This is a genomic window from Flavobacterium psychrophilum, from assembly GCA_001708385.1.
GTDB lineage: Bacteria > Bacteroidota > Bacteroidia > Flavobacteriales > Flavobacteriaceae > Flavobacterium > Flavobacterium psychrophilum_A.
The window spans coordinates 1,624,871-1,639,573 of record CP012388.1; the positions used below are offsets into that span (position 1 = coordinate 1,624,871).

The 14,703-nt window shown below is 39.7% G+C and carries 16 protein-coding genes; 5 read left to right on the forward strand and 11 right to left on the reverse strand.

Annotation, left to right across the window (positions count from 1 at the left end; all coding sequences use genetic code 11):
* The first annotated feature begins 131 nt into the window (after positions 1 to 131).
* The 5 genes from ALW18_07105 (at position 132) to ALW18_07125 (ending at position 2,690) form a co-directional block, all read left to right on the forward strand.
* Complete coding sequence (locus tag ALW18_07105) at positions 132 to 557, forward strand: hypothetical protein (GenBank protein AOE52299.1); 426 nt, start codon at positions 132 to 134, stop codon at positions 555 to 557.
* A gap of 38 nt (positions 558 to 595) precedes the next feature.
* Positions 596 to 1,117 carry a polyketide cyclase gene (locus ALW18_07110; protein ID AOE52300.1) on the forward strand — a complete coding sequence of 174 codons (522 nt, stop codon included), beginning with the start codon at positions 596 to 598 and terminating at the stop codon, positions 1,115 to 1,117.
* A gap of 23 nt (positions 1,118 to 1,140) precedes the next feature.
* Positions 1,141 to 1,560 (forward strand): glyoxalase, encoded by a 420-nt coding sequence (locus tag ALW18_07115; protein AOE52301.1) that lies wholly within the window; start codon positions 1,141 to 1,143, stop codon positions 1,558 to 1,560.
* A gap of 173 nt (positions 1,561 to 1,733) precedes the next feature.
* Complete coding sequence (locus ALW18_07120; protein AOE52302.1) at positions 1,734 to 2,114, forward strand: glyoxalase; 381 nt, start codon at positions 1,734 to 1,736, stop codon at positions 2,112 to 2,114.
* A 72-nt stretch (positions 2,115 to 2,186) separates the two neighbouring features.
* Entirely contained in the window at positions 2,187 to 2,690 is a 504-nt protein-coding gene (locus ALW18_07125; protein ID AOE52303.1) for a hypothetical protein, read from the forward strand.
* A 98-nt stretch (positions 2,691 to 2,788) separates the two neighbouring features.
* On the opposite strand, the gene ALW18_07130 is transcribed toward ALW18_07125, so the two are convergent.
* The 11 genes from ALW18_07130 to ALW18_07180 form a co-directional block, all read right to left on the reverse strand.
* The gene (locus ALW18_07130; GenBank protein ID AOE52304.1) at positions 2,789 to 3,205 is read right to left on the reverse strand and encodes a hypothetical protein; all 417 of its coding nucleotides are present in this window, start codon (positions 3,203 to 3,205) and stop codon (positions 2,789 to 2,791) included.
* Between the two features lie 120 nt (positions 3,206 to 3,325).
* Positions 3,326 to 4,606 (reverse strand): kynureninase, encoded by a 1,281-nt coding sequence (locus ALW18_07135; GenBank protein AOE52305.1) that lies wholly within the window; start codon positions 4,604 to 4,606, stop codon positions 3,326 to 3,328.
* A gap of 293 nt (positions 4,607 to 4,899) precedes the next feature.
* Entirely contained in the window at positions 4,900 to 5,949 is a 1,050-nt protein-coding gene (locus tag ALW18_07140; protein AOE52306.1) for an S-adenosylmethionine tRNA ribosyltransferase, read from the reverse strand.
* A gap of 151 nt (positions 5,950 to 6,100) precedes the next feature.
* Entirely contained in the window at positions 6,101 to 7,324 is a 1,224-nt protein-coding gene (locus tag ALW18_07145; GenBank protein AOE52307.1) for a 3-phosphoshikimate 1-carboxyvinyltransferase, read from the reverse strand.
* Positions 7,321 to 7,542: a hypothetical protein gene (locus tag ALW18_07150; GenBank protein AOE52308.1), complete on the reverse strand. Its 222-nt coding sequence runs from the start codon at positions 7,540 to 7,542 to the stop codon at positions 7,321 to 7,323. The genes ALW18_07145 and ALW18_07150 overlap by 4 nt, the downstream gene beginning before the upstream one ends.
* A gap of 5 nt (positions 7,543 to 7,547) precedes the next feature.
* On the reverse strand, positions 7,548 to 7,874 hold the full coding sequence (locus ALW18_07155) for a pyrophosphatase (protein AOE52309.1): 327 nt from the start codon (positions 7,872 to 7,874) through the stop codon (positions 7,548 to 7,550).
* A gap of 127 nt (positions 7,875 to 8,001) precedes the next feature.
* Positions 8,002 to 9,945 (reverse strand): transglutaminase, encoded by a 1,944-nt coding sequence (locus ALW18_07160; protein ID AOE52310.1) that lies wholly within the window; start codon positions 9,943 to 9,945, stop codon positions 8,002 to 8,004.
* A 25-nt stretch (positions 9,946 to 9,970) separates the two neighbouring features.
* A complete protein-coding gene (locus ALW18_07165) occupies positions 9,971 to 11,872 on the reverse strand; it encodes a transglutaminase (GenBank protein AOE52311.1) in 1,902 nt (633 codons plus the stop codon).
* Between the two features lie 46 nt (positions 11,873 to 11,918).
* Positions 11,919 to 12,371, reverse strand: coding sequence for a D-tyrosyl-tRNA(Tyr) deacylase (locus ALW18_07170; protein AOE52312.1), 453 nt, complete (start codon positions 12,369 to 12,371; stop codon positions 11,919 to 11,921).
* Positions 12,371 to 13,342, reverse strand: a complete 972-nt coding sequence (locus ALW18_07175; GenBank protein AOE52313.1) for a GTPase RsgA — start codon at positions 13,340 to 13,342, stop codon at positions 12,371 to 12,373. The genes ALW18_07170 and ALW18_07175 overlap by 1 nt, the downstream gene beginning before the upstream one ends.
* A 233-nt stretch (positions 13,343 to 13,575) precedes the next feature.
* Positions 13,576 to 14,667, reverse strand: a complete 1,092-nt coding sequence (locus ALW18_07180; protein ID AOE54343.1) for a cytochrome C4 — start codon at positions 14,665 to 14,667, stop codon at positions 13,576 to 13,578.
* Positions 14,668 to 14,703 lie beyond the last annotated feature (36 nt).

The window sequence follows — 14,703 nt, forward strand, 5'->3', positions numbered from 1 at the left end:
TATAATTTTCTTAACTTAACTTTGTCATAAGACATTCATAATAAACTTTTTGACAAAATAAATCCTAAATAATTACGAAAACAGTATACTACCAATTTTAACCTGTTACACATAACCCAACACTTATAATTATGAAAAAACTAACCAGCCCCTTATCTCTTAACACCGATCTGGCCTCCCTTATTTTAAGGGTTATTTTTGGCGGGATGTTTATTTACCACGGATTGCCAAAACTTACAGGCTACAGCCAGATGGTTGAAATGTTTGGAGACCCTATTGGCATTGGCAACGAGCTATCAGTTATCCTGGTCATCTTTTCCGAATTTTTCTGCGGGCTATTTATACTCTTAGGATTTTTGACACGATTTTCGGTAGTACCGGTATTCATAACTATGCTTGTAGCTTTTTTTGTAGCGCATGGCAACGATGAATTTACCGTAAAAATGCTACCGTTTGTGTATCTGTTTTTATGCGTAGTAATATTTATTCTTGGTAGCGGAAAGTATTCGGCAGATGCGGTGCTATTTAAAAAAGGATCTCATACTACCCAATACTAGCAGACTATTCACTCAACAACACCTCAAAAAACACCCTCATGAACATACTATTTATTATACTTGGAATTATAGCTATACCGTTTATTATCGCACTGTTTGTGCCTAAAACATATGGTGTAGAACGCAGTACTTTAATCGCAAGCCCTAAACATGAAGTTTTTGAATATATAAAGATCATAAAGAACCAGGATCATTACAGCAAATGGGTGCAGACCGACCCCAATATGAAAAAAACATTTACAGGGGTTGATGGCACCATTGGTTTTATATATGCATGGAACGGAAACAGCAAAGCCGGCGAAGGCGAGCAGGAAATTACCGGCGTTACCGATGGCGAACGCATTACTACAGAAATACGTTTTGTACGCCCCTTTAAAAATGTTGGACACGTTTATATGACTACCGAAGCCGATACAGAACACAGTACCAAAGTAACATGGGGAATGACAGGCAGAAGTCCGTACCCTTTAAACCTGATGACTGCAATGATGAAAAATGTATTAGGCAATGACATTTCTTTTAGCCTGGGTCAGCTTAAAAAGATCCTGGAGCACAGATAGAAAACAAATTAATCTAAATAATTATGGCTGGTTTAAATCCATACCTAACGTTTAACGGTAAGACCGAAGAGGCGTTTAACCATTACAAAAATGTGTTTGGCGGCGAGTTCGCCATGACAATGCGCTTCGGTGATGCTAAAGAACATGTGCCAACACCTGATGCCGAAAGCAACCGCATTATGCATATTGCACTGCCTATTGGTAAAAGCGTACTTATGGGCAGCGATACAATGAACGGTGCCGATGTTAAAGAAGGTACCAACGTGACCATATCTTTTAATCCCGACAGCCGTACTGAGGCCGACAGGATTTACAAAGGCCTTGCGGAAAGCGGCAAGGAAATCATGCCAATGGAAGACACTTTTTGGGGTGACTATTTTGGTGTGGTTACCGACAAATTCGGCATCAACTGGATGGTGAATTACAGTGCGATGATGGCATAACATCTAAAACATGCAGTGTGCTTGTCATTTCGACGATAAGAGAAATCTCGTTTAATTCCAAAATCGTTCAACAAAGATTTGATCGTAAGTCGGCTTACAGCCTCGTGCCTCGATTCAAATGCATCCTGATCAAAATGAAAGAACCTTTTTAAATCAAATTAAAATCTAAAGCTATGTTTAAAGACACACAAGCATTCAGTGGTTATTCGGTAAACGATACCGCAAAAGCAAAAGACTTTTACCACGGCGTTTTAGGGCTTGAAGTAAAAGAAGCAATGGAAGGAATGGTATTGCAATTGCACATTAATGGCGGAATTCCCATTATGTTGTATGAAAAACCAAACCACGAACCGGCAACCTTTACAGTGCTTAACTTTCCTGTACAGGATATTGAAAAGGCGGTTGCCGATCTTAAAGCCAAAGGCGTAACTTTTGAAAGCTACGACTTTAAAGACCTGAAGACCGACAGTGATAATATCTCCCGAAGCGAAGGTCCAAAGATTGCCTGGTTTAAAGACCCGGCAGGAAATATTTTATCGGTACTGGAGGAGTAAAAATCAGCGGCAACTATTCAGTGTTTAGTCGCAGTTTACAGTACCAAATCATCAATCAAAAAACGAATAATTATGCCTAAAGAAATCATCCGCCAGTTAGAGTCGGCTTTAAATGACACCCTTCATTTATTGGAATCTTTTACAGAAAAAGAATTGAATATAGTACCGTTTAAAGGAAGCTGGACCGCAGCCCAGGTTGCAAGGCATCTGTACAAATCGGAAACAGGGATAGACCAAATTTTCTATGCACCATCTCAACCCGCTGACAGGGATCCCGAAGAAAAAGCGGCATGGATGAAGGAACTATTCCTGAACTTTGAAAACAAAATGAAATCTCCCGACTTTATTTTACCCGAAGAAAAACATTATGAAAAGGTAGCTCTGGAAGAGTCATTGGAAGATGAAAAAACAAAAGTGCTGGAAGCTGTACAAAACAGCAATCTGAGTGAAATAGCAATATTATCTGAGGACCATCCGTTAAATGGCAGCACCAAATTGGAGATACTCCACTTTTTAACCTACCACACCATGAGGCATAACCATCAGATACGCAAGATAAAGCAAGCGTTGAATTAATTTGAGTCGCAATTTACAGTGTTTTTGTCATTCTGAAGAAGAATATTAATACTTCACTCTGCTTCGCGAACGTTCAGAATGACAAAACCCCTGATAAATTACTTTGCGTTAAAATAATACGAGATAGTTACCGAAGTTTCAGGCGCAACCACACCCTCCTGATGACGTGCCTCTACACCATTAAGATAAATATACATATCGTAATGCACCTCTATTCCGGGAGTTGATACAAAGTCGGCTTTAAGGGTTGCTTCAAAAGGCATTTCTACAGTTATCGGCTTCTCCCATGTAAGTAATGACTGGTATTCTTCGGGAGCTTCTACCAATGCCCCAGTTGGATCTGAATAAGTAATCTTTGTTACCACAGATCTGTCAACAACCAACTTGTATTTAACATCAATAATCTGGGCAAGGCTCTCTGCCTCGTTGTCGCCGTCCCCGCTACATGAAAGTACAGAAAAAAGCAACGGAAGGGCAATCAGTATGAATACCGATCTTTGTAAAATTCTTTTCATAAACAGGTTCGCGTTTGTTTTGTTATAAAAATTAATGCCGTGTAAGACAGCCGCTAAAGTAGCTATAAATTGTTTATGTCAACAAAAAAAGAGGAAGCAGTTGCTCCCTCTTTTACTATATTATTTATGTGATAAAATTCCCTGTTTAAGAACCTGTCCAAATTCATACATATCTTCAAATGAACAGTATAGTGGTACCGGAGCAAGGCGTATAACATTTGGCTCTCTCCAATCGGTAATAACACCCTGTTTCATCAGGTAGTCAAATAACGATCTTCCCTCTCCATGAAGGAATACCGATATCTGGCTTGCCCTTTCTTTAGGATCTGCAGGAGTGATAACTTCAAAATTACCTTTAACCTCCCTGTCAATTTCATGAAGGATAAATTCAAGGTAAGCAGTTATCTGGTCACGCTTAGCGATAAGTGCCGGCATACCAACCTCATCAAACATTTCTACCGATGCCAAATACGGCGCCAGCGAAAGCACCGGAAGACAGCTAACCTGCCAGCCGTTTGCCCCACGAATAGGGTCGAAATTAGGCTCCATTAAGAAACGGCGTTCTTTGTTATGTCCCCACCATCCGGCAAAACGTTTCAGGTCCATATCGTTATGGTGCATTTCGTGTACAAATGCCCCTGACGCGTTACCCGGCCCTGAATTCATGTATTTATAACTGCACCATGCGGCGAAGTCTACATTCCAGTCGTGAAGTTCCAACGCTATATTTCCCGCTGCGTGTGCAAGATCCCAACCTACATAGGCACCGGCATCCTGACCCGCTTTAGTTATGGTTTTCATATCAAACACCTGGCCTGTATAGTAGTTTACACCACCCAAAAGCACAAGGGCAAGCTCATCACCTACTTCGTTTATTTTGGCAAGAACGTCCTCAAGGCGAATATTGTGTTCGCCTTCACGCCTTTTAATTTGTACAATGGCATCATCAGGATTAAGCCCGTGGAATTTAACCTGGTTCTGAAGCATATACTGGTCGCTCGGGAAAGCCTTCTCCTCGCAAATGATCTTAAATCGCTTAGCGGTAGGATTGTAAAATGACACCATCAAAAGGTTAAGGTTTACAGTAAGGGTATTCATTACCGTCACTTCAGATGGTAAAGCACCAACAACCTTACTAAGCGGCACTGCAAAACGTTCGTGGTAGTCCCACCAAGGCTTATCTGCATAGAAGTGTCCTTCTACAGCCAGCTTAGCCCAGTCGTCCATAATTTCGTCGATATAGGCTTTAGTACGTTTAGGCTGAAGCCCAAGTGAGTTACCCGTAAAGTAGACAACCTGTTTACCGTTTACATGCGGAAAATGAAATTCTTCTCTATATTTAGCCAGTTTGTCTTTGGCGTCAAGCTGCTGTGCGTATTCTCGTGTATTTTGAAAATCCATTGTAGTTTGTTTGTTGTGGAGGTAAAAGTAAGGAATAATTAAAAAATGGTAAAATTGAATTTTGTTATGGAATTTCAAAAATCCGATCGTTGGATTTTTCGATTTCAGAAAGTTTAAAAATCAACAAAAAACTTAAATACTAAAAGTGCAACATTAAATTTTACATCTTTGATTTTCAAACATATAACACCTTCTAATATTACGCAGCAAAATGGCGTTTTGAGAACAGAAAGTGCAATATTAAATCATAAAAAAAGCGGCTAAAAAGCCGCTCTTAACTATATTTTTACCGATTATAAAATCAGCATTGCATCACCGTAAGTGTAAAAACGGTAACCTTCTTTAATTGCTTCGTCATAGGCTTTACGCATAAGATCATGACCCATAAATGCAGAGATCATCATCAATAACGTAGATTTTGGTGTGTGGAAGTTAGTAATCATACAGTCTGCCACGCTAAAATCATATGGAGGGAAGATAAACTTGTTTGTCCATCCAACATAAGGATTAAGTGTTTTAGCAGATGATACAGAGCTTTCCATAGCACGCATTGTAGTAGTACCTACAGCACATATTTTATGCTTGGCAGCTTTAGCCTTGTTTACAATATCACATGCTTCCTGGCTAATGATAAGCTCTTCTGAGTCCATTTTGTGCTTAGAAAGATCTTCTACCTCAACAGGGTTAAAAGTACCAAGCCCAACGTGAAGTGTAATTTCAGCGAAGTCTACACCTTTAATCTCTAACCTTTTAAGAAGGTGTTTAGAGAAGTGAAGACCTGCAGTTGGTGCTGCAACAGCTCCTTCTTCTTTAGCATAGATAGTCTGGTAACGCTCAGCATCTTCCGGCACTACCTCACGGTTTATGTACTTAGGTATTGGCGTTTCTCCAAGTTCTGTAAGCTTGTTACGGAACTCTTCGTACGAACCATCATAAAGAAAACGTAATGTTCTTCCACGTGACGTTGTGTTATCAATTACCTCAGCCACAAGAGAATCGTCATCTCCAAAATATAATTTGTTTCCTATCCTTATTTTTCTTGCAGGGTCTACCAATACATCCCAAAGGCGTTGCTCAGAGTTAAGTTCCCTTAAAAGGAAAACCTCAATTCTCGCTCCGGTTTTCTCTTTGTTACCATAAAGGCGCGCAGGGAAAACTTTAGTATTGTTAAGCACCATTACATCTCCTTCATCAAAATAATCCAATACATCCTTAAACAGCTTGTGTTCAATAGTTTTAGTTTTCCTGTCTATTACCATAAGACGAGCTTCGTCCCTGTTTTCAGCAGGAAACTCAGCAAGAAGTTCTTTTGGCAGGTTGAAATTGAAGTTAGATAATTTCATGTTCTATTTTTATTTTTAAGCAATATTGGCTTATTTGCCTACTACTCTAATTGCGTGCAAATATACTATCGCCAGATAGGCGTTGTCAAGTGTTTTGCCATATATTTATTGTAATTGCAAAAACAGCCAGTAAAACCGCTGTTTTATTTTGCTATAAAGTGCTTACCGTGAAGCCCAGCGTCTGCAAATCGTCCCAGAAAGAGGGGAATGATTTAGAAACGACCTCGGCATCGTTAATAATAATGGGCACTTTAATACCAAGCGGCGCAAAAGCCATGGCCATACGATGGTCGTTGTAGGTTGCAATGGCAATATCTTCTTTACTATCGCCCGATGGTGCCAGTGTAAGGCTATCGTTTGTTACGGTTATTGCTGCACCAAGTTTTTCCAGTTCGGTTTTAAGCGCTTCCAGCCTGTCGGTTTCCTTTATCTTTAAAGTATGAAGCCCTGTAAGATGACAGCCTATTCCTAAGCCAAAGCAGGTAACAGCAATGGTCTGGGCAATGTCCGGCGTATTTATAAGATCGAGGGTTCCGTGGTTCGGGATTCTGATTTTGCTTAATGTAATTCCCGTTTCAGTAAAAACGGTATCCACACCAAAATCTATATATATACCGGCTAAAGCACTATCGCCCTGAAGGCTATTTTGCTTATAGGAGGATAACGTAACCGAAGTCCCCATTTCCGACAACGCCACTATCGAATAAAAATAGGATGCCGAACTCCAGTCGCTCTCAACTGTAATGGTTTTCGGTTGATGGTTATTGGTTGATGGCAAAACTTTTATCGTTTGTCCTTCAAAAGTAGCGGTAATACCCACTTCGCGAAGCAGCGCCAGTGTCATTTCGAGGTAAGGACGCGATGTTATTTCGCCGTCAAGGGTAATTTCAAGTCCGTTTTCCAGCTTTGCGGCGATAAGCAACAACGCAGTAATATACTGGCTGCTTACATTGGCTTTAATACTAACTTTATTAGCAGTAAGTTTTTTTCCTTTTATCCTTAACGGAGGAAAGCCCTCATTCTCTTCATACTCAATATCCGAACCAAGGCTTCGCAACGCATCAACCAATACACCTATTGGGCGTTCCTTCATTCGTGGCGATCCTGTAAGTGTAACTTCCCTGTCCTCTTGTATGGCATAATATGCCGTGAGAAAACGCATGGCAGTACCTGCATGATGAATATCTACAACATCCCCATTTCCGGCCAGTGCTTTTTGCATGGCTTCGCTATCATCAGATTCAGATGCATTATTTATGGTTATACCGTCGTACAACGCCTGCAAAAGCAAAAGCCTGTTGGTTTCTGATTTGCTCCCTGTTATTTGAAGTGAAGATGATTGAATGCCATTCGGCAGATGCAGGCGGATATTCATTTATTCGGTTTTATTTTTTGTCTTTCAGCTCTTTTTTTGGTCATTCGTACGCGCATTGGCTCCATGATAAAAACATGGGCAATGGTCATACCCATAGTCCAGAAAATGATAAACGGCCATTGCCCCTGCAATTCTTTTCCGGCCACAAGCACCATTATTACCCCAAATATGGAATAAATCATAACTCCACCGAAAAACTGGGCTATCTTTTCTCTCATTGCTATTATTTTAGCTTCTCGTTATTGTGGTGCCTGTCGTGGTCGCGTTTGGTTTTAAAGTCCATCTTTTTATCAAAAGCTTCCTGAAGGTTTACACCGGTCTGGTTTGCCAGGCACAACACTACAAAAACCACATCAGCAAGTTCTTCGCCAAGGTCTTTTGCCTTGTCGCTTTCTTTTTCACTTTGTTCGCCGTAGCGGCGGGCAATAATGCGGGCAACTTCCCCTACCTCTTCAGTAAGCTGGGCCATATTGGTAAGCTCGTTAAAATAGCGTACTCCATGCTCTTTAATCCAGTTATCTACATCCTGCTGTGCGTTTTTTATATCCATTGTATTTACTTTTAAGTCTAGAAATGTAAAATTATAACTTTCTGCCGAAACAGCATACCTTAAACTATATCTAATAAAAAACACCACAGCAAAGTGTGGTGTTTTTTACAATATTGAATGCCGGATTTTATGCTCTTTTAAGCACTATTTTTTCGTTTTGCTTGTCTATCACCATCTGGTAAAAGTCTTTAAGCGTTTTGTAATACACATTAGATACATTAGGGTAATTGATATCTAAAGTAACGCTTATCTGTATTAAATTGCCCTGTACCGCTGCATTATATTTAAAGCTGCCTATGTTTTCTTCCATAGCTACTGCGGTAGGCTTAGGAAGCGATTCTACCACATAACCTTCAGGCAATGTAATATTTATCATGTATTTATCCTGCCACGGGTATCCAAAATCTATAGGAAATTCTCTTTCATCCTGCTTAAACGGGTTCTGCTTTTCGGTAAAATAAAGCATTGGGCTAAAATATATTTTACCGCCTATTACATCGCTTACATTTTTATGCGTAAACTCATATTCTTCCAGTAAAGGCTTATCAGCTACTTTTCCATCAGTTCTTTTGTACGTTCCTATCTCTATACCTTTGTGCTTTTTTTCGAGGCTTTCGGCGTAGGTATCTTCATTCATATCAGCATAGTTTTCCCTGAATACGTAGGCATAATAATCCTGCTTCTGATTTCTTACCTTACCGGATATCGCTCCGTCTTTATCCATTGCGGCTGCTATACTCACTACTTCTTTAGAACTTTTAGTCGGCATTAAGTCGATATCTTTTGTAGAGCCATCTTTACGAATCATGCGTCCCTGCCAGTTAAGCGCTCTTAACGGTAAAAGCCCCGGATTTGAATATTTACTCGTAGCATCCAGCAATACTATACCTTTATCTGTTTCTACACCTGCCACTACGTAATTGTATGCCGAGTAGCTGGGAAACATTGCAATACCGTTAGAACGTGTACTTACGAGCACAGGGTCTGCTTTTAATCCTGCCTCGCGAAGCATTGCGGTAAGTATAAGATTAATTTCGGCAACATTTCCTGTCTTGGCAGCATACGCTTTTTTTACTCCCTTATCACAGAAATAGCTGTTATAACCGTTCCAGTTCATCGTGCTTTTTACATGGTTAAATATCTTCTGTATTTTATCGTCTGTAGACAGTGTCGATTTTAATAATTCGGTAAGATCCTGCTTATAGTACGAATCCATTTTAAGCTCACGTCCAAAATTATCGTCGTCGTATATCGTTTTTGATACAGAAGCCCAATCGGTAGAATAATTTTTCTTGCCGGAAGAACTAAAATTTGTAGAAGACAACTCATGCTTTAATATTGGCATGTAGTTTTCTATATTATTTACAAAAGCCTCATCGTTAACCGCCTTTACATTGTATGCCGAAAAGAGATCTACGTATTCTGTATAATCCTTTCCTGCCGGTCTGTTTATCATAGTTTCCGATTTGGTAACTTTAGAATAGCCTGCCATATACCTGTTGTAAATAAAATACTGAGGAATAGAAATCTTATACTCTATATAATTTGCAGGAATATCATATTGAAAATACCAGTCCGGAAAAACAGAGAAAAATGGATTTATAACAGTACTTGTAAACTCAATTATACATCTCTCCTTAACATCGGGCATCGTGATTTTTCTTTTCTCGTACTTTTCGCTTATTTTTTCTTTAAACTCACCATCGCCTTTTAGCCTGGTTCTAACTATCTCATTGCCTACCAAATTATAAGTATAAGCATCGGTATAGTTCACTTTGATATTTTTTCCACCTGTGTAATAGGCCAATTCATCGCTGGCGTATTTGTAGCCGTCTTTTTTATAAATTTTTATACGGGTTACTGTCTCTGTAACAACGTTCCAATAACCTTCGCTGGTTATCATAAAATAGGTTTTTCCTAGTTTATGCAATATTGCAGCAGATGCTGACGTATCAGTAGGGTGCACTTTTTCCTCAAGCTCTTCTTTTGTAACTTTAAAGACTCTAAAATCTTGTGCCGATGCGCCGAAAGTAAAGGCGAGCAGCAATAACAAGGTTTGTATTAATTTCATTGGTATGTAGGTTGGTGGTGATTTGTTATTTTTTTACAAGTACAACTTTGGCGTTATCAGTCCTTGCTATTTTTTCCCTGAATAGCCTGTACGCTTCATAATCTGTACTGGCATAATACCCGGAATTTATAAGCAGTGATCTCTTATATTGTAACGAACCCGTTGAAGACGTTACATATTCAACAGAATATTCGCCGAACTTATCTTTTATAGTTACATTTTCGGGTTTAGCTTCCATTACAAAGCCTTCGGGTATGGCAATTGTCATCTCATCGGTATCCAGAAAACCCCTTGATATTTCAAAAGGATTCTTCCTGCTACGGTAACGCTGCGGTATGTTTGAATACTGATTGAATGCGTTAACCGCAAAAATCAACTTGTCTCCGGTTTTAGTACAATAACCTTCGGCTTCCACAGCAATGTCCTCTGTAAATTCCTGGGTATCTTTATTATTTTTAAGATCGGCCTTCTTAATTTTCAGGTTATTTACATTAGGAAATCCAGATTTATAGTAGGTATCACGATCACTTTTAGATTTTGCTTCTAAAAAGTATTTGTTATCGTATTGTGTTCCCCTGCTTGCCATAACAAACGAAGCCGTTATACTCCCTGTTGGTGATATGCTGTAATTGCCTTTGCACACCTGCAGGTTATTTTTGGCATCATAAATTGTAGTTCTTACTAATTCGCTTTTTTCAGGTTTCACGAGTAACGCCATTCGGTCGTCTGTAAAATCGCCCTGAAATCCAAACGGCAACACCTGGCTGGTACATTCCAGCCATACAATTTTTCCATCGTTAGGTATGGCAAGTATAACGTGGTTACCCTGCATGCTTACAAAATCCTCCTTTATATCTTTTTTACTACTATCGCCATAAATAATTGTGTAGTATGAATCTACACCTACAGCTTTTAGAAGTACCCTTGTGTAATTGGTAAGTGCTTTACAGTCGCCATAGCCAAGCCTGTCAACGTCTTTTGCTTTCATAGGCTTCCATCCGCCTATTCCCAGCTGTATGCTTATATACCTGGTTTTAGACTGAACGTATTCGTATACCTTTTTAGCTTTTTTAAGCGGATCTGTTTCTGTACCTACTACGGTTTTAATTTTCGTAATTGTTTCTTCCGGCAGTTCATCGGTTCCGGCAAGAAGGCTGTTGTATACCCATGTTCCGAAAGCTTCCCAACTGTCTGCACGGCCTTCCACCCCCTCAAGGTAAAACTTATCAAGCCCAAACATTACAAAAGGAAATATTTTTTGGTAGGACGGCGAGTAATCTTCTCTTTTCATTGCGGTAATGTTCTCGGCACTATATGATAGCACATTACCATTTTGCTGCTTTGTTACCGCTGAACCATCAAAATTATATTCTTTGTATTTTAATTTTAATGATGGATTGCAGGTAATATTTACCTCGCTTTTTTGAGTACTGGTATAAGAACCTTCAATAGCAGACCACATTGGTAAAAATGCAGTTGTAGAAGTTTCTGTTTCGCTGGTAAAAACAATAGTGAAAGGATACTGAACGGCCGTATAATCAAGATAAAGCATCCTGTTATCTGTAATTATAGAACCTTCTGAAACCGCAACTTCTTTAAAATCTTTACGTTTAAATTTCTTTATCTGGTTTCCGCCCTGATCGTAAACAACAGCCTCAATAGATTGTATCGAAGTAGATTTATCAAAGTACTCTACTGCGTTAACACTCTTAAGTCCGCTTTCGTTTAAGACCGTTACAATTCTGGTCTTCTTTTCATACATCGATTTTACAGATGATATTGTAATATCAAGCCTGTCCAGACGCACCACGGCATCGGCATTTTCTCTAAGTTCTGTAGGAATAAGGGAAACCGCAAGGTTCGCTTCCTGCGCAGAAAGGCTTTGTTGTAACACAAAGAATAACAATAACGTAAATCTTAAAATCATGTTAAAAATTTTCGCAAAAGTAGGAGAATTTTTAACATACAGAAATTTATTCTTTGTTTTTTGTGTCTATAAATATAGTTACAGGGCCATCGTTAAGCAAAGCTACTTTCATGTCGGCACCAAACCGACCCGTTTGCACTTTTTTGCCCAATTCTTTTTCCATCTGCTTTATAAAATTCTCATAAAGCGGAATTGCAACATCCGGCCTGGCTGCCTTTATGTATGACGGGCGATTACCCTTTTTCGTAGCAGCGTGTAGTGTAAACTGGCTAACAATTATAATATCGCCGTTAACGTCTTCAATAGCGCGGTTCATCAGCCCTTCATCATCGCTAAAAATGCGAAGTTTTACGATCTTAGCGCAAAGCCAGTCGATATCTTCCTGATTGTCGGCATCCTCAATACCCACAAGTACAAGAAGTCCGGCTTTGATATCGGCAACACGAACACCTTCAATGGTTACAGAAGCTTCACTTACACGTTGTACAACAGCCCTCATTATTCTTCGTCGTCATTGTTTTTACCGTCACCATAAATGTCGGTACGGTAATGTTCGTCATCACCTTCCAGCATTTGCAGGTAACTTCTGTAACGCGACCATGCTATTTCATCCTGGTCCAGAGCATCTTTAACAGCACAATGCGGTTCGTCTTTATGCAGGCAGTTGTTAAACTTACACTGGTCTTTCAATGCAAAGAATTCCGGAAAGTAGTCGCCTATTTCCTGTTTCTCCATATCTACAATACCAAAGCCCCTGATGCCCGGAGTATCTATTATCCTTGCATTAAAATCAAGATCAAACATTTCTGCAAACGTAGTGGTATGTTGTCCCTGGCTGTGCTGAGTAGATATAGCTTTGGTCTTAAGGTTAAGATCGGGCTGCATAGTATTTATAAGCGTAGATTTACCGACACCGGAATGCCCCGAGAACATACTTACATTTCCTGTCATTTCGGCTTTAAGTTCCCCTATACCTTTTAAAGAAGTAGACGATACGCGAAGGCACTTATACCCAATATTGCTATACACATATTGCATATACAGTTGCTCGTCGAGCATTGCATCGTCAAACGTGTCAATTTTATTGAATACAAGTATCGCCTCAATACCATAGGCCTCGGCAGTAACAAGGAAACGATCTATAAAACTTGTGGTAGTAGGCGGATTGTTTATAGTAACCAGCAGGAACAGCTTGTCTATATTAGAGGCAATGATGTGCACCTGCTTAGACAGGTTTACCGATTTACGTATAATATAGTTTTTACGTTCCTGAATAGTGTGTATCGATCCCGTTGTGGCATCAGATGTTTCATCAAGGTCAAAATCAACCACATCACCTACGGCAACGGGGTTTGTACTTTTAATACCTTTTATACGGAATTTACCTTTTATACGGCATTCGTAAAAAGTTCCATCTTCTGCTCTCACAGTATACCAGCTTCCGGTAGATTTATAAACCAATCCTGTCATGGTGCAAAGATAGTAATTACCACTTTACTAAAACGACAATAAAAAAATGCCGATCCATTATGGAGCGGCGTTCTTCTATATAACCCTATTTGTATTTAATCTTCAAGCACCATTCTGCTTGGTTTATCTTTACTTCTTTGTGAAGAATATACAATAAACTCCCCTGCGTTTTATTTTGTAAGGCTAAAAGCCGTATAAAAAAAGCTATTTCGTTATGAAACAGCTTTTCTTTATTAAGATCTAGTATCGTTTATTATTTTTTCCTGGTGGATAATACTTTCCTGATGTATTGCTTTAAAAATATTTTTAATAAAATCCTCGCCAAGCCCCTTGCCTGCTCCCTGTGCAATCATTTTATCCAGAATCTCCGTCCAGCGCTGGCTTTGCAAAACAGCAACGTTCTTTTCTTTCTTTAAAGCCCCTATCTCATCGGCAACTGCCATCCTTTTGCTTAGTATCTCTATGATCTTGTCATCATATTCATCAATATTAAAGCGTAGGCGGCTCATTTTACTATTGTAATCATCAGCCTCATCGGTTTCTTTTCTAACCCTAAGATCTTTAAATATCTGCTTAAGCGTGTTGGGTGTTACCTGCTGTGCGGCATCACTCCATGCGTTATCCGGATCGATGTGCGTTTCAATAATAAGTCCGTCATAATTTAAATCAAGTGCCTGTTGCGACACCTGCTGAATCATGTTTCGGTTACCCGTAATATGCGACGGATCGCAGATAAGCGGTAAATCGGGGAAACGGCTTTGCAGTTCAATAGCTATCTGCCACTCCGGAATGTTACGGTATTTTGTTTTTTCGTAGGTAGAAAACCCTCTGTGAATAACACCCAGCTTTTTAATGTTAGCGTTATACAAACGTTCTACACCGCCTATCCATAAAGCAAGATCGGGGTTAACAGGATTTTTCACCAACACTATTTTATCTGTACCTTCAAGGGCATCTGCAATTTCCTGAACCGCAAAAGGGTTTACAGTTGTGCGTGCACCAATCCAAAGCACATCGATATCATGTTCTAAAGCCAGTTTTACGTGGGTGGCATTGGCAACCTCAACCGCAATAAGCAGTCCGGTTTCTGCTTTTGCCTTTTGCAGCCATTTTAATCCTATAGCCCCTACACCTTCAAACCCTCCCGGGCGTGTTCGTGGTTTCCATATCCCTGCGCGAAAAATACTTACATCGCTATCTTTAAGTTCCTGTGCAATTTTAAGCACCTGATCTTCGGTTTCGGCACTGCACGGCCCGGCTATAACCAGTGGGTGAGACAGGTTAAAATCATCCAGCCATTTCCTCATGGCGCTGCTATTTTCCATAGTGGTATTTTTTATTGTATCGCCTTTCGGCGGATG